Source organism: Polynucleobacter sp. Nonnen-W13 (genome assembly GCF_018881735.1).
Taxonomy (GTDB): domain Bacteria; phylum Pseudomonadota; class Gammaproteobacteria; order Burkholderiales; family Burkholderiaceae; genus Polynucleobacter.
Genome location: NZ_JACVPU010000003.1, coordinates 94,737 through 117,440, shown reverse-complemented (window position 1 = coordinate 117,440; position 22,704 = coordinate 94,737). Strand labels below are relative to the sequence as shown.

At 46.5% G+C, this 22,704-nt stretch carries 19 protein-coding genes; 6 read left to right on the top strand and 13 right to left on the bottom strand.

Annotation, left to right across the window (positions count from 1 at the left end):
- Positions 1 to 24 precede the first annotated feature (24 nt).
- The 3 genes from ICN27_RS09110 to ICN27_RS09100 are packed head-to-tail and all read right to left on the bottom strand — an operon-like array spanning position 25 to position 3,909.
- On the bottom strand, positions 25 to 2,451 hold the full coding sequence (locus ICN27_RS09110; RefSeq protein WP_216269803.1) for a response regulator: 2,427 nt from the start codon (positions 2,449 to 2,451) through the stop codon (positions 25 to 27).
- Between the two features lie 7 nt (positions 2,452 to 2,458).
- Positions 2,459 to 3,082, bottom strand: a complete 624-nt coding sequence (locus ICN27_RS09105; protein ID WP_046330786.1) for a response regulator transcription factor — start codon at positions 3,080 to 3,082, stop codon at positions 2,459 to 2,461.
- Entirely contained in the window at positions 3,082 to 3,909 is an 828-nt protein-coding gene (locus ICN27_RS09100) for a diguanylate phosphodiesterase (RefSeq protein WP_216269802.1), read from the bottom strand. The genes ICN27_RS09105 and ICN27_RS09100 overlap by 1 nt, the downstream gene beginning before the upstream one ends.
- 318 nt (positions 3,910 to 4,227) lie before the next feature.
- On the opposite strand from ICN27_RS09100, the gene ICN27_RS09095 reads away from it, so the two are divergent.
- Both ICN27_RS09095 and groL read left to right on the top strand, forming a co-directional pair.
- Positions 4,228 to 4,518 (top strand): co-chaperone GroES, encoded by a 291-nt coding sequence (locus ICN27_RS09095; RefSeq protein ID WP_215308403.1) that lies wholly within the window; start codon positions 4,228 to 4,230, stop codon positions 4,516 to 4,518.
- 26 nt (positions 4,519 to 4,544) lie between these two features.
- A complete protein-coding gene (groL, locus tag ICN27_RS09090; protein WP_216269801.1) occupies positions 4,545 to 6,197 on the top strand; it encodes a chaperonin GroEL in 1,653 nt (550 codons plus the stop codon).
- Positions 6,198 to 6,283: 86 nt separating this feature from the next.
- Here groL and ICN27_RS09085 read toward each other — a convergent pair whose 3' ends face one another.
- The 4 genes from ICN27_RS09085 to ICN27_RS09070 all read right to left on the bottom strand — a co-directional run bounded on the left by ICN27_RS09085 (position 6,284) and on the right by ICN27_RS09070 (position 10,254).
- Positions 6,284 to 7,249 carry a tripartite tricarboxylate transporter substrate binding protein gene (locus tag ICN27_RS09085; protein WP_216269800.1) on the bottom strand — a complete coding sequence of 322 codons (966 nt, stop codon included), beginning with the start codon at positions 7,247 to 7,249 and terminating at the stop codon, positions 6,284 to 6,286.
- A 109-nt stretch (positions 7,250 to 7,358) separates the two neighbouring features.
- Positions 7,359 to 8,726 carry an NAD(P)(+) transhydrogenase (Re/Si-specific) subunit beta gene (locus ICN27_RS09080; protein ID WP_215308400.1) on the bottom strand — a complete coding sequence of 456 codons (1,368 nt, stop codon included), beginning with the start codon at positions 8,724 to 8,726 and terminating at the stop codon, positions 7,359 to 7,361.
- Between the two features lie 34 nt (positions 8,727 to 8,760).
- Positions 8,761 to 9,099, bottom strand: coding sequence for a proton-translocating transhydrogenase family protein (locus ICN27_RS09075; RefSeq protein WP_215305241.1), 339 nt, complete (start codon positions 9,097 to 9,099; stop codon positions 8,761 to 8,763).
- Between the two features lie 24 nt (positions 9,100 to 9,123).
- Positions 9,124 to 10,254 (bottom strand): Re/Si-specific NAD(P)(+) transhydrogenase subunit alpha, encoded by a 1,131-nt coding sequence (locus ICN27_RS09070; protein ID WP_216269799.1) that lies wholly within the window; start codon positions 10,252 to 10,254, stop codon positions 9,124 to 9,126.
- Positions 10,255 to 10,427: 173 nt separating this feature from the next.
- Between ICN27_RS09070 and mnmA the strand changes: the two genes are divergently transcribed.
- Positions 10,428 to 11,543 (top strand): tRNA 2-thiouridine(34) synthase MnmA, encoded by a 1,116-nt coding sequence (gene mnmA, locus ICN27_RS09065; RefSeq protein WP_216269798.1) that lies wholly within the window; start codon positions 10,428 to 10,430, stop codon positions 11,541 to 11,543.
- A gap of 24 nt (positions 11,544 to 11,567) precedes the next feature.
- Here mnmA and ICN27_RS09060 read toward each other — a convergent pair whose 3' ends face one another.
- The gene (locus tag ICN27_RS09060) at positions 11,568 to 12,182 is read right to left on the bottom strand and encodes a glutathione S-transferase N-terminal domain-containing protein (protein WP_216269797.1); all 615 of its coding nucleotides are present in this window, start codon (positions 12,180 to 12,182) and stop codon (positions 11,568 to 11,570) included.
- Positions 12,183 to 12,275: 93 nt separating this feature from the next.
- Between ICN27_RS09060 and purB the strand changes: the two genes are divergently transcribed.
- Positions 12,276 to 13,655 carry an adenylosuccinate lyase gene (purB, locus tag ICN27_RS09055; RefSeq protein ID WP_216269796.1) on the top strand — a complete coding sequence of 460 codons (1,380 nt, stop codon included), beginning with the start codon at positions 12,276 to 12,278 and terminating at the stop codon, positions 13,653 to 13,655.
- A 2-nt stretch (positions 13,656 to 13,657) separates the two neighbouring features.
- Entirely contained in the window at positions 13,658 to 15,022 is a 1,365-nt protein-coding gene (locus tag ICN27_RS09050) for a 3-deoxy-D-manno-octulosonic acid transferase (RefSeq protein WP_216861278.1), read from the top strand.
- A gap of 14 nt (positions 15,023 to 15,036) precedes the next feature.
- Here the strand turns inward: ICN27_RS09050 and secF are convergent, their stop codons facing one another.
- The 5 genes from secF to queA all read right to left on the bottom strand — a co-directional run bounded on the left by secF (position 15,037) and on the right by queA (position 20,560).
- On the bottom strand, positions 15,037 to 16,011 hold the full coding sequence (secF, locus tag ICN27_RS09045) for a protein translocase subunit SecF (RefSeq protein WP_216269795.1): 975 nt from the start codon (positions 16,009 to 16,011) through the stop codon (positions 15,037 to 15,039).
- A 3-nt stretch (positions 16,012 to 16,014) separates the two neighbouring features.
- Positions 16,015 to 17,874, bottom strand: coding sequence for a protein translocase subunit SecD (gene secD, locus ICN27_RS09040; protein WP_216269794.1), 1,860 nt, complete (start codon positions 17,872 to 17,874; stop codon positions 16,015 to 16,017).
- 25 nt (positions 17,875 to 17,899) lie between these two features.
- Positions 17,900 to 18,226, bottom strand: coding sequence for a preprotein translocase subunit YajC (gene yajC, locus ICN27_RS09035; RefSeq protein WP_215308394.1), 327 nt, complete (start codon positions 18,224 to 18,226; stop codon positions 17,900 to 17,902).
- A 133-nt stretch (positions 18,227 to 18,359) separates the two neighbouring features.
- Entirely contained in the window at positions 18,360 to 19,517 is a 1,158-nt protein-coding gene (tgt, locus tag ICN27_RS09030) for a tRNA guanosine(34) transglycosylase Tgt (protein ID WP_216269793.1), read from the bottom strand.
- Between the two features lie 8 nt (positions 19,518 to 19,525).
- Positions 19,526 to 20,560, bottom strand: a complete 1,035-nt coding sequence (gene queA, locus ICN27_RS09025) for a tRNA preQ1(34) S-adenosylmethionine ribosyltransferase-isomerase QueA (protein WP_216269792.1) — start codon at positions 20,558 to 20,560, stop codon at positions 19,526 to 19,528.
- A 30-nt stretch (positions 20,561 to 20,590) separates the two neighbouring features.
- Between queA and recG the strand changes: the two genes are divergently transcribed.
- Positions 20,591 to 22,678, top strand: a complete 2,088-nt coding sequence (recG, locus tag ICN27_RS09020; protein WP_216269791.1) for an ATP-dependent DNA helicase RecG — start codon at positions 20,591 to 20,593, stop codon at positions 22,676 to 22,678.
- The last annotated feature ends 26 nt before the right edge of the window (positions 22,679 to 22,704 follow it).

The following is a 22,704-nucleotide window of genomic DNA, read 5'->3' as shown; positions in this document are numbered from 1 at the left end:
ACCTTGGCGCTCACCAGCCCGTGGCTATTGATATTTTTTCTTATAAGCCTCAATAGTTTGGTTTTGCTCTTCTAGAAGGGCGGTGAATCTCTCAATGCGCTCGGTAAGTGATCCATTCACTTCAAGTGATTCGCAGGCACGGGTAAATTCAGTAGCTTGAAGTAGTTGTGCCCCACCTTTGACTTTATGAACTAGACTTTGAAAATGGACTTCATCAATGCGGATTTGCTTGCCGTCTGATTGCAGTTGATCCAGAGCGTCTAAGTGAACCTTCTCAATTTCCTCTAGGATCACTATGATCTGATGGGAATCATTTTTGATGAGATTAGAGAAGGTATCAAACGAATAGGGCTCACCAGAGGAGGCTAACTCTTGGCTGGCGTCAAAATAGCGCATGAGTTCATTCTCGAGGGCGCCCAAACTCAAAGGCTTGATGAGTACGCCATTCATACCGGATGATAAAAGTTGATGGCGAGAGTCTAGGGCATAAATATCTGCAGTGACGCCAACAATAATCAAATCACGATTACCTAGAGATCGGATTTGTTTGGCTAACTCAGAGCCTTGCATTCCGGGCATCGATTGATCTGTGAGCATCAGATCAAAATGACGCTCCTTCATTAATTCGAGTGCCGCAACTGCATTCTCACAAACGCAAGTGCTGATACCAAGCGCTTCTAATTGCAGCGACAAAATTTGCCGACTAGCTGGGTGGTCTTCAACTACTAAAGCATGAATATGAGAATTTCTTCTACCCGGCTTTTTTGAGATGAAGTTCTTAGATAATGGCCCTAGAGAATCAAAGCCTGGAGCCTGTGCGGCAGCAACACTGGTTCTAGGAAAGGCTGCTGAAAAGTAGACATTACTTCCAAAGCCTGGGGCGCTCTCAAAATAAAGATGACTGTTCATGGAAGTCACCAAATGATTAGTGATGGTGAGCCCAAGGCCCGTCCCCCTCTTTTGCTCTGATAGACAGGACTCTTGTGTGGCTGGTAATTGTTCAAAAGCTTGTAGAGCCAATTTGATTTGATCATTTCCCATTCCTATTCCAGTATCAATCACCCTGAACTCAAGTAATTGGCCGGCATGATCATCAGCGAGGACGCTAATAGAAAAGTACACCTCACCTTCAGCGGTGAACTTAATCGCATTGCTCAGTAAATTCTGCAGAACTTGTCTCAGACGTAAAGAATCAATCATGAGCACTTCAGCGATTCTGGGATCAATCGAGGTATGGAGTAGCAAATTCTGTTTCTTAGCTACCGTAGAAAATGCCGCATGAATATCCATAATCAATTGATATGGATTACAAGGCTCTAGGTTGAGAGTAAGTTTGCCAGCCTCAATCTTGGAAATATCTAACACTTGATTGAGCATACCTAAAAGAGATTCGGCAGAAGCTTGAGCACTCTTTAATAACGGCTTATCTTTCTTGGGAAATTGTGCGCTACCAAGCAGTAGTTCTTGAACGCCTAAGATGGCATTCATTGGTGTCCGAATTTCATGGCTCATAGTTGCTAAAAATGCAGACTTCGCAGCATTTGCTTTTTCAGCCAGCTCTTTTGAATGTAGTAATTCCAGAGCAGTTTTCTTTTGATAGAAATATTTTCTTTGGAGTTGATAAAACATCACTAAACCAATTATTAGGATGAGAGCGGTGCTCAGCCAGGGTAGTACATTTGACTTTGGTTTGTGTTCATCCCCTAATGCAAAAAGTTGGCGTGATGCCATGGGATCTAAGTCATTTAGAAAGTGGCTTAGTACATCATGAAGAGGGGCATTATGGTCTGAGATAAGCCAGCGATAGGCAAATGGATCGCGACTATATAAACCATCAATTTTTAGATCTGTATTTTGGGTTTCGCGAATCAGTTGCTGTGCCAAGCGAATGGGTAGGACTAGCGCCTCGATATCATTTTTAAGGAGGGATTGAATTAAGCTAGTGGGAGATTTCGCTTTTTTGCTCTCATTGTGGCTACCAGCACCGGAGGGCGAATTTTCAAAGCCTCGATCAAAGTAGCCAATCTTGGTATAAGGTGAATCCAATCTGTTTGAGGCCTTAGTAAGGACGGCATCATGACCCCAAAAGATGGCTTCAGATAGAGATCCAAATTGCAACACGTGATCGTCAATGCTTGGCGGATCGATGATGAAATCCACTTCACCTTTTCTGAGTTGCTTTAAGCCTTCAGGATCTGATGTTCTCCATACCGGCACATATTGCTGTCGTGTGCACTCTTCCATTTTTGACAGAAGCGCCATAAAGGGTGCTGCACCATATTGTTGGTTGGATGGCTTGAGATAGGATGCATATTTTTCGTGAATACTAAATCGCACTACTGGATGGGCATCGATCCATGATTGCTCTGAAGTGCTAAATGATCCGGCATGCGCCAAACCTGTATAGATACAGCAGAGTGTGAATACTTTTTTCAATATGAATCGATGCATGTGCTGCTTAGCTTTCGATGATGTTGTTCATGCGACAGAACAGGATCAAATCAGCAATATTGTTAATGCCTAGTTTGTCAAAGACTCTAGTCTTGTAGGTTGCTACTGTCTTATTACTGATGTGCAGTAGGTCTGATATCTGCTGGTTAGTATTACCTTTGCCGAGATACTTCATAACTTGTAGCTCACGATCGGATATCAATGCCAATTTATCGTTGTCGCTCAGAGAGGTGTTGCCATTCTTCCCATGTGTGAAGAAGGTATATCCCTGTGAGATGGCAACGCAGGCAGCCAAAATGACATCGGCTCCAGCAGTCTTATTCACGAAACCATGTGCACCCAAGGACCGTACTCGGCCACCATAGACTGCTTCATCTAGGCTAGACAACACCAAAATACGAACTTCTGGATGCATCAAGCCAATCCGACGGATCACATCAAAACCATCCGTCTTGGGCATATCCAAATCTAAGATGACCATATTAGGATTGACTTCTTTGATTGAGCGTAGGCACTCTTCACCATGCTGCGCCTGTCCTGCGATCTCAAAAAGCAATTGATCTTGCAACATACTTTTTAATGCCATCAGCATAGCTGGATGGTCATCTACCAACATCACGCGTTTTCTCATTACTTGTCTCCGTTTTGGGTTTTATGAGGGTGCAGCGAAAAAATGGCCTTAGCGATACGGCTATCGCTCATGTGTAGCATTTGATGTCGGCTCACCGGCGGCATCATGAGTCCGCCATAGCTATGGTGTGCTCCCATTGCTATGACATTTTCTAAATCCTTTACTAGGGCGATGTTGCTGGCATAGATTAGGGTATGGAATTTCTGGCCAAGGGAACTCATTTCGCTTGGTAAGCCATCAGCTCGAAATTGCCCCATCTCAATATGAATGCCTTCAGGCTCGATCTTCTCTACCCAGCGGATTTGCGCATGCGCTCCAGAAAAATCCAGAAGATGGATCAGGACGCCGAGACGACGCATACGCAATAATCCTTCCAGGCTAGATTCCATGGAGTCAGCATCCTTGAGTTTGTGTATTCCTAGGCTCACTAGACCAACTGGGAGTCGTGAGTTCAGAATGAGGTCGCTTAAAGCATCTATAAAACTGCTGGATGCTAGATGTTGCGCTGGCATCGGTAAGATGCCAGGAATGAAGCGTCCGCTACGGTACCAATACGTAATGGTGTCTAGGCCCTCCATGAATAATCTGAGGAGCTGCGTGTCGGTGGCGGTCAGTAATGGTCTAAATAAAGAGCTCGTCAGCTTAGTTCCTTGGCTATTAAAGATGGGTTCGTTACTAATCGCTTGTCGCTTGGACCAGGATTGGTGTTCTTCTAGCGCTTCGCCGCTAAGACCAAGCCAAGGCTGGCCGCAGGCATCGCGTACTTCTTGGAAGGGTTTGTTCTTCCAAGCCTTTACAAGCGTGTACAGCCGGGATTTCGGGCTCATCAGCATTCTCCAATCATTGAACAGTCAGTCTAGGCAGGACAGATTGGAGGAGTAAGGGCTTAAGGCTTATTTGTGTGTAGGAATCTACCTACTTGCCTGCCCTCATTATAGAAAGAGCAGGAGGCTCATTTGAAATTTAAGGTGAATTTGCCCTTGAAATCCCTAGAAACAGACCTATATAATCAGCACTCCCTACACGCGAGTGCTAAAACAGGCTTATTCAGCTGAAAAGCTTGTTTTCTGCGTGTTAAGAGAATGCAACATATTGATTTATATTGGTTTTTTAATTAGTTAACACTTACTAACATAGGAGAAGGAATGAATCTACGTCCTTTACATGATCGCGTAATCATCAAACGTTTAGATCAAGAATCAAAAACTGCCTCTGGAATCATCATTCCGGATGCTGCTGCTGAAAAGCCGGATCAAGGCGAAGTATTGGCAGTTGGCCCGGGCAAACGTGATGACAGCGGTAAGTTGAATGCACCAGACGTCAAAGTTGGCGATCGCGTGTTATTTGGCAAATATGCAGGTCAAACAGTTAAGGTCGGCACTGACGAGCTTCTCGTCATGCGCGAAGAAGACATCATGGCTGTTGTACAGAAGTAATTAGTACCTAAGAAAGGAATTCAATCATGGCAGCAAAAGACGTTGTATTTGGAGATAACGCCCGTACCAAGATGGTAGAAGGCGTAAATATTCTTGCTAACGCAGTAAAAGTAACTTTAGGACCAAAAGGTCGTAATGTAGTTATCGAGCGTTCATTTGGCGGCCCAATCATCACCAAAGATGGTGTATCCGTAGCAAAAGAAATCGAACTTAAAGACAAGCTCCAGAACATGGGCGCTCAGATGGTGAAGGAAGTTGCTTCCAAAACCAATGACATCGCTGGTGACGGTACGACTACCGCTACTGTATTGGCTCAGTCTATCGTTCGCGAAGGCATGAAATACGTAGTATCAGGCCACAATCCAATGGACTTGAAGCGTGGTATCGACAAAGCAGTTACAGCGGCACTCGAAGAGCTCAAGAAAATTAGCAAGCCTTGCACAACTACTAAAGAAATCGCTCAAGTTGGCTCTATCTCTGCTAATAGCGACCAAAGTATTGGTCAGCGTATTGCTGAAGCAATGGAAAAAGTAGGTAAAGAAGGCGTTATCACTGTTGAAGATGGTAAGTCATTGGAAGATGAGCTTGAAGTAGTTGAAGGTATGCAGTTTGACCGCGGTTATCTGTCCCCATACTTCATTAACCAACCTGAAAAGCAAGTTGCCGTATTAGAAACCCCATACGTACTCTTGTTTGACAAGAAAGTTAGCAACATCCGTGATTTGCTCCCAGTACTCGAGCAAGTAGCGAAGTCTGGCCGTCCATTGTTGATCATTGCAGAAGATGTTGAAGGCGAAGCCTTAGCAACTTTAGTCGTGAATAACATTCGCGGCATCATCAAAACTTGCGCCGTTAAGGCTCCAGGCTTTGGTGACCGTCGTAAGGCTATGTTGGAAGACATCGCAATTTTGACTGGCGGTACTGTGATTGCTGAGGAAATCGGCCTCACACTTGAGAAAACAACTCTTGAGCACTTAGGTCAAGCTAAGCGTATCGAAATTGGCAAAGAAAACACCATCATCATTGACGGTGCTGGCGATGCTAAAGCAATCGAAGCACGTGTGAAGAACATCCGTGTTCAGATCGAAGAAGCGACTAGCGACTACGACAAAGAGAAGTTGCAAGAGCGCGTTGCTAAGTTGGCAGGCGGTGTTGCAGTGATTCGTGTTGGTGCTGCTACTGAAGTAGAAATGAAAGAAAAGAAAGACCGCGTTGACGATGCATTACACGCAACTCGTGCAGCAGTTGAAGAGGGTATTGTTCCTGGCGGTGGCGTTGCTTTATTACGCGCGATGCAGGGTATCAAGGGCTTGAAGGGTGATAATCCTGATCAAGACGCTGGTATCAGTATCGTATTGCGTGCAATGGAAGAGCCAATTCGCATCATCGTTTCTAACGCAGGCGACGAAGCTAGCGTAGTTGTTAATGCAGTATTGGCTAGCAAAGGCAATAATGGTTACAACGCAGCAACTGGTGAATATGGTGACCTCGTAGCTCAAGGTGTAATCGATCCGACTAAGGTAACAAAAACTGCATTGGTTAATGCTGCTTCTGTTGCGGCCTTATTGTTGACTACTGATTGCGCAATCAGCGAAGCACCAAAGGATGATGCCGCTGGTGGTGGCATGTCTGATATGGGCGGCATGGGCGGCATGGGTGGAATGGGCGGCATGATGTAATTGCTGTTAATTCCTCAGCTATCTAGCTGTAGAAACTAAAACGCCTGGTTCAAAAGACCAGGCGTTTTTTATTGGTGTATTAGAAATTAATCCGGCTGAATGCCGCCATCTTTGATAACTTTTTTCATCTTCACTAAGCCTTGTGCAATCATTTCTTTTAAATGATCCGGTCCCAAAGGTACAAATTCAAAACCTTGCTGTATTAACTGATCCCGCAACTTCTGATCTTTTAATGCTAAAGCCAATGAATCATTGAGTTTACTAACGACAGCTGGTGTTACACCCTTGGGGGCGACAATCGCACCCCAGGTAGAGAACTCGTAACCTTTAACACTCTCGCTCACAGTCGGCGCATTTGGTAGTAAAGGTGAACGCGTTTTGCTAGTGATACCTAACACCTTTAGTTTCCCTGCTCGAATATGTGGAAGGACAACAGATAAAGCACTAATCATCACAGGCACCTGTCCCGCCATGACGTCGGTTACTGCTGCTGCCGCTCCACGATAGGGGATATGCACTAATGGCGCACCCGTATACTGGCGAAAGATTTCCATACCAATATGCTGAGGTGAGCCATTGCCACCTGAGGCGTAATCAATTTTTCCTGGATTTTCTTTAGCAATCCGAATTAAGTCTGCCGCTGTGTTTCCCGGAAATGACGGGTTTGCTACCATGACGAAAGTGATTGCAGCTACTTCGGAGACTGGAGCAAAACTTTGAATGGGATCGTAGTCAATTTTCTTGTGCAGATTGGGTAGCATTGTTAAGATGCTGTCATTAAATGCACCTAGTACATAGCCCTCTGCATTAGCCTGAGCTACCTTGGTGGCTCCGATTAAACCGGCGCCACCAGGAAGGTTTTCAATCGTAATTACCTGTCCCAAGTTCTCACTCATTTTTTGTGCAATGGGTCGCATCAAAATATCGACACCACTTCCGGCCTGCAATGGCATGATCATCTGAATCGGTCTATTAGGGTAGGTATTTTGAGCTTGGACGGATGTAATCCAAATTAAACCCATTACTAAAAGCAAATGTTTTTTAATATTCATTGTTTGTCTCGTATTAATATGATTTTTAGTGCTCTAGGGGCGTTCGTATATATCTTAACGCAATAAAAAAAACCGCCCAAAGGCGGTTCTTGATTGAGAAGTGTTTGATTTAACTTACTGACTTCACCATGTCTTCTACAACCTTCTTCGCATCACCGAAGACCATCATTGTTTTATCCATGTAGAAGAGTTCGTTATCTAGACCAGCGTAACCTGCTGCCATAGAGCGCTTGTTGACAATAATGGTTTTGGCTTTATAGGCTTCCAAAATTGGCATGCCAAAGATTGGACTACCTGGCGTACGAGCGGCAGGGTTTACCACATCGTTTGCACCAAGTACTAGCACCACGTCAGCCTGACCAAAATCACTGTTAATGTCTTCCATCTCAAACACTTGGTCGTATGGAACTTCAGCTTCAGCCAAGAGTACGTTCATGTGACCGGGCATACGACCTGCCACTGGGTGAATCGCATACTTTACGGTCACGCCATGATGAGTCAGTTTTTCTGTTAACTCTTTAAGTGCATGCTGAGCACGGGCAACTGCGAGGCCGTAGCCAGGAACAATCACGACTGTGTCGGCATTCTCCATGAGGAAGGCAGCATCTTCTGGTGAACCAGTTTTGTAGTTCTTTGGACCGCCATCATCAGCGCCACCAGCAGCAGCCTCGGCACCGAAGCCACCTAGCAAGACTGCCAGGATTGAGCGGTTCATTGCCTTACACATGATGTAAGACAAAATCGCACCAGAGGAGCCTACGCAAGCACCAGCAATAATCAATACTGGGTTGTTTAATGTGAAGCCAATGCCTGCAGCCGCCCATCCAGAGTAACTGTTGAGCATCGATACAACCACAGGCATATCTGCGCCACCGATGGGGATGATCAAGGTCACGCCTAATACCAAAGCAATCGCACACATTACTAAAAATGCTTCGTGGCTACCGGTCATGAAGTACATGACTCCACCAGCAACCATGACAATTGCGAGAATCAGGTTGAGCAAGTGCTGACCAGCAAAAGTGACTGATTTACCACTGACTTTGCCAGACAATTTACCAAAAGCAATAATAGAAGCAGTAAAGGTGATGGCGCCAATAAATGCACCGATAAAGAGCTCAATCTTTTGCGCACCAGTATGGTCTTGGGCTGGATTAAACACTGCCGCAATCGCAATCAATACTGCTGACAAGCCAACAAAAGAGTGCATCAGCGCTACGAGCTCTGGCATCTTGGTCATTTGCACACGTTTAGCAGCAAGTATTCCAATGATTGCACCAGCAACAATCGCACCAATAATCAATGAGAAGACTGGCTTAAAGTCAGGAATCATGAAGGTGGTGATTACGGCAAGCAACATGCCGATCATGCCAAAGGTATTGCCTTGACGTGATGTAGTTGGTGAAGACAATCCACGCAAGGCGAGGATGAAAAGCACCGATGAAATGAGGTAGGAAATCGCGGTTATATTTGACATGTTTGTGGTCTCTATATAGATCTTGTTCTAGTTTTTATTTAGTTCCAGTCGCATCAGCTTTAGGGGCTTTTTTCTTGAACATTTCAAGCATGCGACGGGTGACCATAAAGCCACCAAAAATATTAATTGATGCTAAGAAGACGGCTACTGCACCAATGATGCTAGTGAGAGTAATCTCATCGCCACCAATGACCTCAGTTTGAAGTAGGGCGCCAACAATGATGATTCCAGAGATAGCGTTGGTAACTGCCATGAGTGGAGTATGTAATGCAGGGGTGACGTTCCAAACTACTTGATAGCCAACAAAAATGGCCAAAACAAACACGGTGATGTTTTGGACTGTGAGGATGCTTTGAAAAGCAGCGAGATCCATGATGTTTCCTTTGAATATTCTGTATTAGTTTTTACGGATAGCCTGGCCATCACGACACATGAGGCAGGCAGTAACGATGTCGTCGTCGGTTGGGATAGCTAACTTCGCTTCTGGGTCAACGATGAGCTTCATGAAATCGAGCAAGTTGCGTGCGTATAGGGCAGAAGCATCCGCAGCTACCATACTGGCGAGATTACTGTAACCAATAATCTTCACACCATTTTTCTCAACAATCTTGTCTTCTTGGGTCAATGGGCAGTTACCTGATCCATTGTCACCACGACCGGCAGCTAAGTCGATCACGATCGAACCGGGTTTCATATTGGCAACGGTGTCGCTGTGCAATAAGACGGGTGGCTTACGACCGGGAATTAAGGCGGTTGTGATGACGATATCAGCTTGTTGAGCACGTTCTGCAACCAATGCTGCTTGACGCTTCATCCAAGATTCAGGCATAGGGCGCGCATAACCGCCAACGCCTTTAGCGATTTCGCGCTCTTCATCTGTCTCGTAAGGAACGTCAACAAACTTGGCGCCAAGAGATTCAATTTGTTCCTTGGCAGCAGGGCGCACGTCAGATGCCTCAATGACGGCACCTAAACGCTTTGCAGTTGCAATGGCTTGGAGGCCAGCAACACCAGCACCCAAGATCAGTACGCGTGCTGCTTTAACGGTTCCGGCTGCAGTCATGAGCATAGGCATAAAGCGCTGATACTCATTGGCGGCAACCATCACTGCTTTATAGCCTGCGATGTTGGCTTGCGAAGATAAGACATCCATGCTTTGTGCACGAGTAGTACGTGGTGCAGCCTCTAATGAGAATGCAGTTACGCCTTGGGCAGCCATTGCGGCGATATTATTATTATCAAATGGATCGAGCATGCCAATGAGCACGCTGCCAGATTGAATTTGTTTGAGCTCTGCCGCTTCAGGTGCACGCACCTTGAGAACGATCTCTGCACTTAAAGCGTCTGCTGCGCTACCAATCGTGGCGCCAACAGCTTCATAGGCGGAATCAGGCTGGCTGGCTGTAAGGCCCGCATCTTTTTGAATAACAACTGTATGGCCTTGACCAATCAGTTTCTTAACGGTTTCCGGTGTGGCGGCAACTCGAGTTTCCCCGAGTCTGATTTCCAGCGGTACTCCTATGCGCATGGCATGTCTCCAAAAGCAAATTTTTCAAAAAAATCTATTTTAGTTAGTTAGGCGAAAATCTACCTATCTATTTCCCTTAATGCCATTTATTTGGTTTTGCCACAAATCTCGTAAATTTGGAGCAAGACTTCTACAATGGGTTTTTAGCTGATAACGAATTCTCGCATTTTTTGATGATCCCCCTCAATTCTGTCGCAATACCTGCTTCAAAACCCTCCAAAGTCGTGGTTGGGATGTCTGGAGGGGTAGATTCGTCTGTTGCAGCCTGGATGCTCAAGCAGCAAGGCTATGAAGTGATCGGCCTTTTCATGAAAAACTGGGAGGATGATGATAGCGACGAATATTGCTCTGCACGTCAGGATTGGCTAGATGTAGTTTCTGTAGCCGACCTCATTGGGATTGATGTCGAGGCTGTTAATTTTGCCGCTGAGTACCGTGAGCGTGTTTTTGCGGAGTTTTTGCGTGAATATGCTGCCGGCAGGACGCCCAACCCGGATGTATTGTGCAATGCAGAAATTAAATTTAAAGCCTTTTTGGATCACGCCATCAGTTTGGGTGCAGATGCCATTGCAACAGGTCACTATGCACGGGTTCGTCATGAGGATGGCCGTGTTCAGCTATTAAAGGCATTGGATGCCAGTAAAGACCAAAGTTATTTCTTACATCGCTTAACCCAAAGTCAATTGGCAAATGTACTTTTTCCTTTGGGGGAGACTCCAAAGACGGAGGTACGTAAGATTGCCGAACAAATCGGCTTGCATAATGCCGCCAAAAAAGACTCCACAGGGATTTGCTTTATTGGTGAGCGCCCCTTCCGCGAATTCTTAAACCGCTATTTACCACGCGCTCCTGGCCCCATTAAAACCCCAGAAGGTAAAACAGTGGGGGAGCATATGGGTCTTGCCTTTTTCACCCTAGGGCAGCGCAAGGGCATTGGTTTGGGTGGCAGCCAGGACGGCAATGGTGATGCATGGTACGTCGCTCGTAAGGATGTGGCCAATAACACCCTATACGTCGCCCAGGGTCATGATCATCCATGGCTACTGGCCAATCAGCTTTCTACAATTGATGCTAGTTGGATTGCTGGAGTTGCACCTACTCCGGGGCAGTACTCTGCAAAAACCCGCTATCGCCAAGCAGACTCACTATGCACGCTTGCTACTGGAGCCGCGGGACCTTTGAGTTTTGAATTGGCCTTTCCAGAGGCCCAATGGGCCGTTACTCCAGGCCAGTCTGCCGTTTTGTACGACGGAGATATTTGCTTGGGCGGCGGCATTATTTCCGCCTAAGGCTTCCAGCTCTAGCGCCCTGATTTAGGCGGCTGGGGGTGCTGTTTCTGTGAAGGAAGGCCTTTGCATCAACTTTTGATATAGGGCATCTAAATTAGGATATTGCGCTTGCCAAGCGATATTGGGGAAGCGAAACAGTAGGTAACCCAAAGCGCAGCCAACAGCAATGTCAGCCAAAGTCATCTGGTTGCCGTGGCACCAGGCGTTTTCACCTAATACACGGGACATTTGGGCAAGAGAGGTATTCATCTTACCCATTTGACGCTCAACCCAAGCGGGGCTCTGCTGCTCAGGTGGACGTAAGGTCGCCTCTAAACGAGCCAAAATTCCTGCATCTGCCACCCCGTCAGCCAAGGTTTCCCAAGTTTTGACAGTAGCGCGTTCACGACTACCTGTCGGGATCAGTTTGCCCACCGGGCTCAATGTATCTGCGTACTCAGCAATCACGCGCGAATCATAGATGACCTCACCGTCATCTAAAACAAGACAAGGCACTTTGCCTAAGGGGTTGTTGAGGGCTATTTTGGTGTCTGCAGCCCAGACATTCTCTAGTTCGAGGTCTAAATCCACCTTTTTTTCTAAAAAAACAATGCGTACCTTACGTACGTAAGGGCTAGTGAGGGATCCGATGAGTTTCATGTCCTTAGTATAGCGATCTCAATCAAACTGAATTGCTCCTAAGAGCGATTAAAATTAGGTTTTATTGAAACAATCAATGTAAAGGCAATATTCGTGAGTCAGCCGATTTCTACTCTTAATGCACTATCCCCTTTAGATGGTCGCTATGCAGGCAAGCTAGACGCCTTGAGGCCCTGGTTATCCGAAGCCGCATTTATGCGGCAGCGCGTGTTTGTAGAGATTCATTGGTTATTGGCTTTGGCCTCAGCGGGCCTGCCAGATGTGCCAAAAATTAGTTCAGCAGATGAAGCCTTCCTATTATCTTTGCCAGAAAACTTCTCTGATGCCGATGCGCAACGCATTAAAGATATCGAGGCGGTCACCAATCACGATGTCAAAGCAGTAGAGTATTTTTTAAAAGAAAAAGTAGCCGGTCGCCCTGATCTCTTAAAGGCAAGTGAATTTATTCATTTTGCATGTACTTCTGAAGATATCAACAATACTTCGCATGGTTTGATGTTGCGTGGCGCTCGTGATGAAGTTTTGTTGCCGCAACTTAGAAGAATACTTTCCGTATTAACGGATTTGGCAATTGAGAATGCAAAAGTGCCTATGTTGTCACGCACTCATGGTCAACCTGCTTCTCCAAGTACATTAGGTAAAGAGTTAGCCAATATCGCTAAACGTTTAGAGCGTGCGATTGCAGCAATTGCAGCAGTCCCTTTATTAGGAAAAATGAATGGTGCAGTGGGTAACTACAACGCGCATTTATCTGCTTATCCTAATTTTGATTGGGAAAACTTTTCTAAGAATGTCGTTGAGAAACGCTTAGGCCTTACCTTTAATCCTTACACGATTCAAATTGAGCCACATGATGGCATGGCTGAATTGTTTGATGCAATTGCTCGCGCCAACACAATCTTGTTGGACATGGATCGTGATTTCTGGGCGTATATTTCTATTGCTTACTTTAAGCAACGTACTAAAGCGGGTGAGATTGGTTCTTCAACTATGCCGCATAAAGTCAACCCAATTGACTTTGAAAATTCCGAGGGGAACTTGGGGGTAGCAAATGCGCTATTGCGTCATCTTGCAGAGAAGTTGCCAATTTCTCGCTGGCAGCGCGATCTAACTGATTCAACTGTCTTGCGTAATTTAGGCCCAGCCTTTGGCCACAGCGTTTTAGCTTATGACAGCGCCTTGCGTGGTTTAGGAAAATTAGAGGTGAACCATGCGGCGATTGCTGCTGATCTAGATGCGTGCTGGGAAGTATTGGCAGAGCCAGTACAAACTGTGATGCGTCGTTATGGCATTGAGAATCCGTATGAGCAACTCAAAGAACTCACTCGTGGCAAAGGCATCAACCAGGCTGATTTACAAACCTTCATTCGTGGCCTAAAGATTCCAGATGATGCAAAAACCTTATTACTCGAGATGACCCCATCTTCTTATTTAGGTAAGGCGGTCGAATTGACCGAACGTCTGAAAAAGTGAGTTTGACTCCAAGCCTTGGGCCCGCATCACAGGATTTGGAATACGGTGCTCGCCCTAAGATCTGGTTTGCTGTTTATCAACTGCTTTGGCATCTGCTTCTGCCTTTTGCATTTTTTCGCCTAGCCTGGCGCACACGTCACTCCTCTGAATATTTAAGTCACTTCTCTGAGCGCTTGGGTTTTGCTGATGGCAAAACAACTACGCAGGGATCTGTATGGATTCATGCGGTATCTGTTGGTGAGACTAGGGCGGCTCAACCTTTGGTTGAAGCTTATCTAGCTCGTGGTGAGACGATTCTGTTGACGCATATGACACTGAATGGTCGCCGTACTGGCGCCGCTCTATTTGAGCGAGCGATTGCTACAGGTCAATTGCATCAGGTTTATCTACCCTACGACCTCTGCTGGTCTGTTGCTAATTTCATTCGTACATTTAAACCGAAGTTCGGTTTGTTTATGGAAACCGAGGCTTGGCCAACCATTGTGTTTTATTGCGCAGAAATTGGGCTGCCATTATTTTTAGTAAACGCACGCCTATCTGAACGAAGTGCTCGTCGCATCAATCGATTTGGTAATGCCGGCAGATCTTTATTTCAGGCATTTTCAGGTATCTTGGCTCAAACACAATTAGATGCTGATCGGTATCGTAGTCTTGGCGTTAAAAAAGTGAAGATTGTTGGCAATCTGAAGTTTGATGTACCGCTTGATCCCAATCTAGTTCTGCAAGGTCAATTTTGGAAGCAAGATCTACATGGCAAACAACGATTGATGGTCTGCGCTGCCAGTACTCGCGATGGCGAAGAGGTAATTATCCTGAAGGCTTGGAAAGATCTTTTACTTGGCAACACTTTTGAGATTGCCCCGCTGCTTTGTATAGTTCCCCGTCATCCTGAGCGCTTTTCTGAAGTAGCCAATCAAATTCAAGATGCTGGTCTGAAATTTCGATGCCGTACAGAATGGATTGAGACGCCAAAGAGCGATGCTGGCGTGGATGTGATTCTGGGAGACTCCATGGGTGAGATGCCAATGTATTACAGCGCTGCTGACTTAGTGGTCATGGGTGGCAGTCTACTTCCGTTTGGCGGGCAAAATCTGATTGAGGCTTGTGCTGCCGGTTGTCCAGTGTTGCTCGGTGAGCATACCTATAACTTCCAGCAAGCCGCCCTAGATGCCATTGAGATGGGCGCTGCCAAGCGCATCCAGGGTGAGCTCATCTTGAGTGAGCCCATTGTTCTCATGGAAACTTTAAAAGAGTTGCTATTAAATACTGCCGAACTGGCAAAGATGTCGAGCGCTGCAAAGTCGTATGCACTCGAACATCAAGGTGCGACCCAAAAGATTATGGCCGCCCTTGAGGATATCAATTAACTCCGATTGGGAGATTAAACCTGAGCCCCAAAGTTGGGATCATCGTTGCGCGCAACATCATCTGGTTTTTTATCGCCCTTCACTAAATCTTCGCGCGTCACACCAAGCCACATGGCCAAAGCCGCTGCCACGAACACGGACGAGTAGATGCCAAACAAAATACCAATGGTGAGGGCTAAGGCAAAGTAGAAGAGGGTAGGACCACCAAAAATCAACATCGCCAAAACCATCATTTCAGTACTGCCGTGGGTAATTACGGTACGACTGATTGTGCTAGTGATAGCGTTATCAATAATTTCGCGGGTATTCATCTTGCGGTATTTGCGGAAGTTTTCGCGAATACGGTCAAAGATCACCACAGACTCGTTTACTGAGTAGCCCAATACCGCCAATACCGCAGCCAAAACAGACAGAGAGAACTCCCACTGGAAGAAGGCAAAGAAGCCCAGAATAATCACGATGTCATGTAGGTTGGCAATAATGCCGGCAACAGCAAATTTCCACTCAAAGCGGAAAGAGAGATAAACCACGATGCCGATAATCACAAATAGTAGTGCCATCAATCCATCTATTGCTAGCTCACGTCCAACCTGTGGACCAACAAACTCAACACGCTGTAACTTGACGCCTGAGTTGGCTGGCTCAAGTGCTTGCATAACCGCTGCACTTTGGTCCGCAGAAGAAATTATTTTGCCTTCGGCATCTTTTTGCAATGGCAGGCGAATCATCACATCACGCGAACTGCCAAAGTTCTGAATCTGGGTATCGGCATAGCCCAGTTTTTCTACCTTTGATCTGATTGAATCTAGAGGGGCTGTTTGTGGATAAGAAACTTCCATCACTGTACCGCCAGTGAACTCGATAGATAAGTGAAGACCGTTTTGCCAGAGGAAGAAAACGGCCGCAAAGAAGGTAATTAGAGAAACTGCATTCAGCGCCAATGCATGGCGCATAAAGGGAATATCTTTTTTAATTCGGAAAAATTCCATGACTTATTTCTCCTGTGAGCGCCAAACTTGGCCGATAGCGAGTTTCTGGACTTTTTTTCCTCTGCCATACCAGAGGTTAACTAGGCCACGTGAGAAAAAGACTGCTGAAAACATAGAAGTCAAAATACCAAGGCAATGCACTACTGCAAAGCCTTTAATTGGACCAGAGCCAAATGCGAGTAATGCAAGACCAGCAATTAAGGTGGTGACGTTTGAATCCAAGATCGTTGCCCAAGCTTTGTCAAAGCCAACAGCAATTGCCGTTTGCGGTGCGGCGCCGTTACGCAGCTCCTCACGAATACGTTCGTTGATCAACACATTGGAGTCAATAGCCATACCCAGTGCCAAGGCCATTGCAGCAATACCTGGCAATGTTAGGGTGGCTTGTAGCATTGACAACACCGAGATCAAGAGTAACAAGTTGACTGCTAGAGCCACTACTGAGAATGTGCCAAACAAGAGGTAGTAGGCAATCATGAAAATCGAGATTGCAACAAAACCCATGATGAGAGATTTAAAGCCCTTCTCAATATTTTCAGCACCTAAGCTTGGTCCAATCGTACGCTCTTCAATGATTTCCATCGGCGCTGCTAATGAGCCTGCGCGTAACAAGAGCGCCAAGTCATTTGCACTCTCGGTAGTTGGTTGGCCAGTAATTTGAAACTTAGAGCCAAACTCACCTTGAATCGTGGCAATCGTGAGGACCTCACCTTTACCTTTTTCAAACAAGATCATGCCCATCGGTTTGCCGATGTTTTCACGGGTCACTTCTTGCATCACACGCCCACCAGCAGCATCCAAAGAGATATTTACCGCAGGTCGTTGGTTTTGATCAAAGCCGGCACTTGCATCGGTAATGCGATCACCACTAAAGATGACCGATTTTTTGAATACACCTTGGCGAGTTTCGCCAAAACGGAAAACATCCATGCCTGGAGGTGGAGTCTCACCAATGGCGATAGTTGAAACGATTGGGTCGGCTAACCTAGACTCCAGAGTTGCGGTACGACCAATGATGTCCTTAGCGCGCGCAGTATCTTGCACGCCTGGAAGCTGCACAACAATTCGCTCAGCACCTTGTTGTTGAATGACTGGCTCTTTCACGGCTAACTCATTGACGCGCTTATTGAGCGTGACGATATTTTGTTTTACTGCGTTATCTTGAATTTCTTTCAGGGCGGTCGGTTTAAATTCGCCAACCAGTTTTGGAGATAGGCCGGTAGGCTTAACTTGCCAGATCAGATCAGGCTGACTCGTCATCAAGACGGTGCGCGCCTTCTCAGCATCTTCGGTGCTGCCAAATGTTAGGGTGATGGAGTCTTGGCCACGCTCTATACCTTGCTGGCGAATGGATTTGTCACGCAGCTGACTACGAATATCTGTTGCCAAAGAAGTAACCTTCTTTTGAACGGCGCCTTTCATATCCACTTGTAGCAAGAAGTACACGCCACCACGCAAATCAAGGCCAAGAGGCATCGGTAAAGCATTGAGTGCGTTTAACCAGCTCGGTGTGTTGGAGAGTAGGTTTAATGCCACGGTGAAATTAGGTTCGTTTTGATCGATGTTCAATTTCTGTTGCAGCAAGTCGCGGGCACGAAGTTGGATGTCGGTATTGTTAAAACGAATTTTGATTGAACCTACGCTACCTGTAGATTCAAAGAAGATGCCAGTGTTACTGATGTTGTCATCAGTCAAAATCTTTTCTACTCGAGACTGTGTCGCCAAATCAACCTTGATGGTTGGCTTGGCGGACGAGACTTGAACCGCTGGCGCCTCTCCAAAGAAATTGGGCAATGAATATAGCCCTCCAATCAATAAGGCAAAGAGGATGACTATGTATTTCCAGAGAGGGTAGCGATTCATATTGAGATACTTTTAAACAAGCTTATTAAGCAGACTTCATTGAGCCTTTTGGCAGTACTGTTGTGATGGCGCCTTTTTGCATTTGCACTTCAGTGCCACTAGCAATTTCAACAGTCACCACTTGGTCTTTTAATGCAGTTACTTTGCCCATGATGCCGCCAACAGTCACTACCTCGTCGCCAACAGAAAGAGACTCCAGCATTGCTTTAGTTTCTTTTTGACGCTTCATTTGTGGGCGAATCATGATGAAGTACAACACTGCAAACATCAACAGCAAGGGAAGAAAGCTCATCAAGCCGCCAGAATCTGCACCCGCGGCTGGAGCCTGGGCAAAAGCGTTACTAATCCACATACAAAACCTCCATTAATTACCAGTTGAAAACTGCTTAAGGAACTGCTTCAGTTTTAGGCTTTTAAAGCGAAGCCGTAAACCCGCAATTCTAAACTGTATGGGGCTTTAGGGCTGATTTAGTGCCCTGGGCCTATTAATCCTGTCCGGGTTCCACGCCGCGTTGGCGATTCCGATGAAATTCCTCTCGATAGGCACTAAAACGGTCTTTAGCTAAAGATTCTCGAACCTCTTCCATTAGCTGTAGGTAATAAGAGAGGTTGTGGATGGTATTGAGCTGCGACCCCAGAATCTCATTCGCCTTTTGGAGGTGATTTAAATAGGACCTGGTGAAGTTTTTACAGGTATAACAAGCACAGCTAGGGTCGACAGGGCGATCATCATCCTTGTACCCTGAGTTACGAAGCTTGAGGTCACCAAAGCGGGTAAAGAGCCAGCCATTACGGGCATTACGAGTCGGCATGACGCAGTCAAACATATCAATGCCGAGACTGACGCCTAGCATCAAGTCTTCAGGTGTTCCAACCCCCATAAGGTAATGGGGCATGTGCTCTGGCAACTTAGGGGCTGTGAAATTAAGAATGCGCTCAAACTCAGGCTTTGGCTCCCCAACGGAGAGACCGCCAATTGCGATCCCATCAAAGCCCTGCTGACTGACGGCATCTAGGGAGAATTCACGGAGGTTTTCAAACATGCCGCCTTGGACGATGCCAAAAAGGCCATTGCCAGTCTCGAGTTCGCGAAAGCGTTTTAGGGAGCGATCACCCCAGCGCAGCGACATTTCCAATGAGGCGCGCGCAGTTTTTTCTGAGGTTGCCTGCCCCTTGATTTCGTAAGGGGTGCATTCATCAAACTGCATCGCAATATCGCTATTCAGTACCGCCTGAATTTCCATAGACACTTCTGGTGACATAAATAACTTATCGCCATTGATCGGGGACGCAAATGTAACGCCTTCCTCAGAAATTTTTCTCAGTGCTCCCAAGCTAAAGACCTGAAAGCCACCAGAATCAGTCAGAATCGGCTTATCCCAGCCCATGAAGCGGTGTAAGCCACCATGCTTCTTCACAACATCTAAACCAGGCCGCAGCCACAAATGAAAGGTATTGCCTAAGATAATTTGGGCTTTAGCCTCATGCAGATCCCGTGGGGTCATCGCCTTTACGGTGCCATAAGTGCCCACCGGCATAAAGATTGGTGTTTGAACGCTGCCGTGAGGAAGGTCAAGCTGACCAAGGCGTGCAGGGCTAGCAGAGTCACGCGCGAGGATATTAAAGTGAACAGGTTTTGTCATGGGCTGGTTTAGTTAAGACGGCTTAAGAACATCGCATCGCCGTAGCTAAAAAAGCGATATTGATTCTGAATGGCATGTTGATAGGCATTGCGGATATTTTCTACACCAGCAAAGGCACTCACCAACATCAGTAGGGTTGATTTTGGTAGATGAAAGTTAGTCAGTAGGCAGTCTACCGTTTTGAATGTGTAACCAGGCGTAATAAATAAATTCGTTTCTCCACTAGCCTGCTGGGTTTGGGCCTGACTCTCTAGGGCACGCAGGCTCGTCGTCCCCACTGCAATGACTCTACCGCCCGACTGCTGGGTGGCCGTAATTGCTGCAAGTGTTTCTACAGGAATTGAAAACCACTCGTAATGCATCTTGTGTTTAGTAAGATCTTCTTCGCGAACTGGTGTGAAAGTGCCTGCGCCCACATGTAGAGTGACAGCGGCCTGTTTAACGCCGAGCTCGCTCAGTTGCTGAAGGATGGCTTCATCAAAGTGTAAGCCTGCTGTAGGAGCTGCTACAGCACCAGGATTCTTGGCAACGACAGTTTGATAACGATTGGCATCCTCTTGATCTGGCTGATGCTCAATGTAGGGTGGCAGGGGTAATTCACCGAAGCGCTCTAGTAAATCAAATACATTCTCGGGAAAGCGAACTTCATAGAATCGGCCGTCATGGCCAATCATTTCAACGGGGAAAGTTTCACCAGCCTGATTGTGCACATGAACAATGCTGCCAGTTTTAGGGACCTTGGAGGCTCTGATTTGTACCCAAGCTTGTTTATCTCCGCTGATGCGTTCAATCAGGAGCTCAACATTGCCGCCCGTCTCCTTTTTGCCATGTAGGCGAGCAGGAATCACTTTGGTGTCATTAAAGACTAGTAAATCGCCGGGTTTGATCAGCTTAAGGATGTCTGGGAACTGTCTATCAAGCAATCGGGCGACATTACCCCCCTCTATATTCAGCTCTAAGAGGCGGCTATCCGTTCTATTTGCTAGCGGGTGCTGGGCAATTAGTTCGGGCGGAAGGTCGTAATTGAAGTCGGAAAGTTGCATAGCATTACCATCAGGTATTGGATTTTAACGATGACGACTAAGCGACCGCCAACTGCACTCGAAAAGATGGGTTTAAACAGCCCTATGGCACTTGCTTTGCACCTGCCATCTCGTTACGAGGATGAGACAGAGCTCTTCACCATTGAGGAAGCTTTGGGCTTGGGGAGATTTCATTCAATTCAGACTCAGGGCGTCGTGATTCGTAATCAGGCGACGTTTCGCCCCAGAAGACAGCTATTGGTCACGATCGAGGACGATACTGCTTCGCTGCAACTCCGTTTCCTCAATTTCTACCCAAGCCAGCAAAAGCAAATGGCAGTCGGAAGTCATATCCGAGTGCGGGGCGAAATTCGAGAGGGCTATCAAGGTGCAGAGATAGTTCACCCTACTGTTCGTGCAGTTATTCCAGAGGCACCGTTGCCTGAGAGCTTGACCCCTGTCTATCCAGCAAGTGCTGGTATCTCGCAAACCATGATTCGTAAGGCAGTGCTGAAAGCTTTGCAGGATGCTAGCCTCAAAGAGAGTTTGGCGGAATTTTTACCCACCAAGCTAATGGCAGAAATTCTGCCAACAAATGATTGGCCACAGCTACAAGATGCTATTACCTATTTGCATCAACCACCTGCTGACGCTGACACCCAATCACTTTTAGAGCGCACTCACCCTGCTTGGCGGCGTGTACAGTTTGAAGAATTACTCGCCCAGCAGATTTCATTAAAGCGGGCGCACGCCATTCGTAGAGAAAGGCGAGCTCCTAGCTTTGTCAAGGATCAGCAAGCAATTAATGAAATCAAAAAAAATGCCAGCATTGAGGAAAGCTTACTCAAAGTTTTGCCCTTCGAGCTAACTGGTGCCCAAGCTCGTGTCTGGTCAGAGATCGGATCCGATCTATCAAATACCTTTCCAATGAATCGCTTGCTACAAGGTGATGTGGGTAGCGGGAAAACAGTGATTGCAGCATTGGCTGCTGCGCGTGCTATAGATCATGGTTATCAAGCTGCCATCATGGCGCCGACAGAAATTCTGGCAGAACAACACTATCTCAAAATGCAGGAGTGGTTTGAGCCTGTAGGGGTAAAAATTGCATGGCTCTCTGGCAGCTTGAAAGCTAAGGAAAAACGACTCGCACAAGAAATGATTGAGAGTGGTGAGGCTCAACTCATTATTGGCACACATGCACTCATTCAGGATAAAGTCAGTTTTGCGAAGTTGGGTTTAGCAGTCATTGATGAGCAACATCGATTTGGTGTAAGACAGCGTTTAGAGATTCAGCAGCGGATTGGCTCTGAACTTTTTTATTGCCATCAGCTCATGATGTCAGCGACTCCTATCCCACGTACCTTAGCGATGACCTATTACGCCGATCTGGATGTTTCTGTAATTGATGAATTGCCTCCCGGCAGAAAACCGATCGCTACTAAGGTAGTCAAGGCAGCTCGTAGAGATGAGGTGATTAGCGGTCTGCATGATTGGCTGGTAAAAGGGTTGCAAGCCTATTGGGTTTGTCCTTTGATTGAAGAGTCAGAAGTACTGCAGTTGCAAACAGCAGTTGAGAGTTTTGAGCAACTCACGCAAGCATTGCCAACTTTCAAAGTTGGTCTAGTGCATGGCCGTTTAAAGAGTGAAGAGAAAGCTGCGGTGATGGCCGCATTTAAGGCTAATCAAATTCAATTACTAGTGGCAACTACTGTGATTGAGGTGGGCGTGGATGTACCAAATGCAGCGCTGATGGTGATCGAGCATGCTGAACGTTTTGGCTATGCACAGATTCATCAGTTGCGTGGACGTGTTGGGCGCGGTTCTGCTGATTCAGTCTGTATCTTGATGTATGCGGAGCCGCTATCCATGGCTGCTAAAGAGCGCCTACAAACTTTACGAGAAACGGCAGACGGATTCGTAATAGCAGAGCGCGACTTGTCGCTTCGTGGCCCAGGTGAATTATTGGGAGCCAAGCAGTCTGGGGATGCGATGTTGCGATTTGTCGACCTTCAGCGAGATGCATGGCTGATTGAGTTGGCTCAGACGGCAGCAGAGCGTCTCTTAGCTGAGCATAGCGACTTAGTGGAAAGACATCTTGAGCGCTGGCTTGGCTCTCGCACTGAATTTCTAAAAGCTTGATAATTGCATCATGACTATGATTGCTA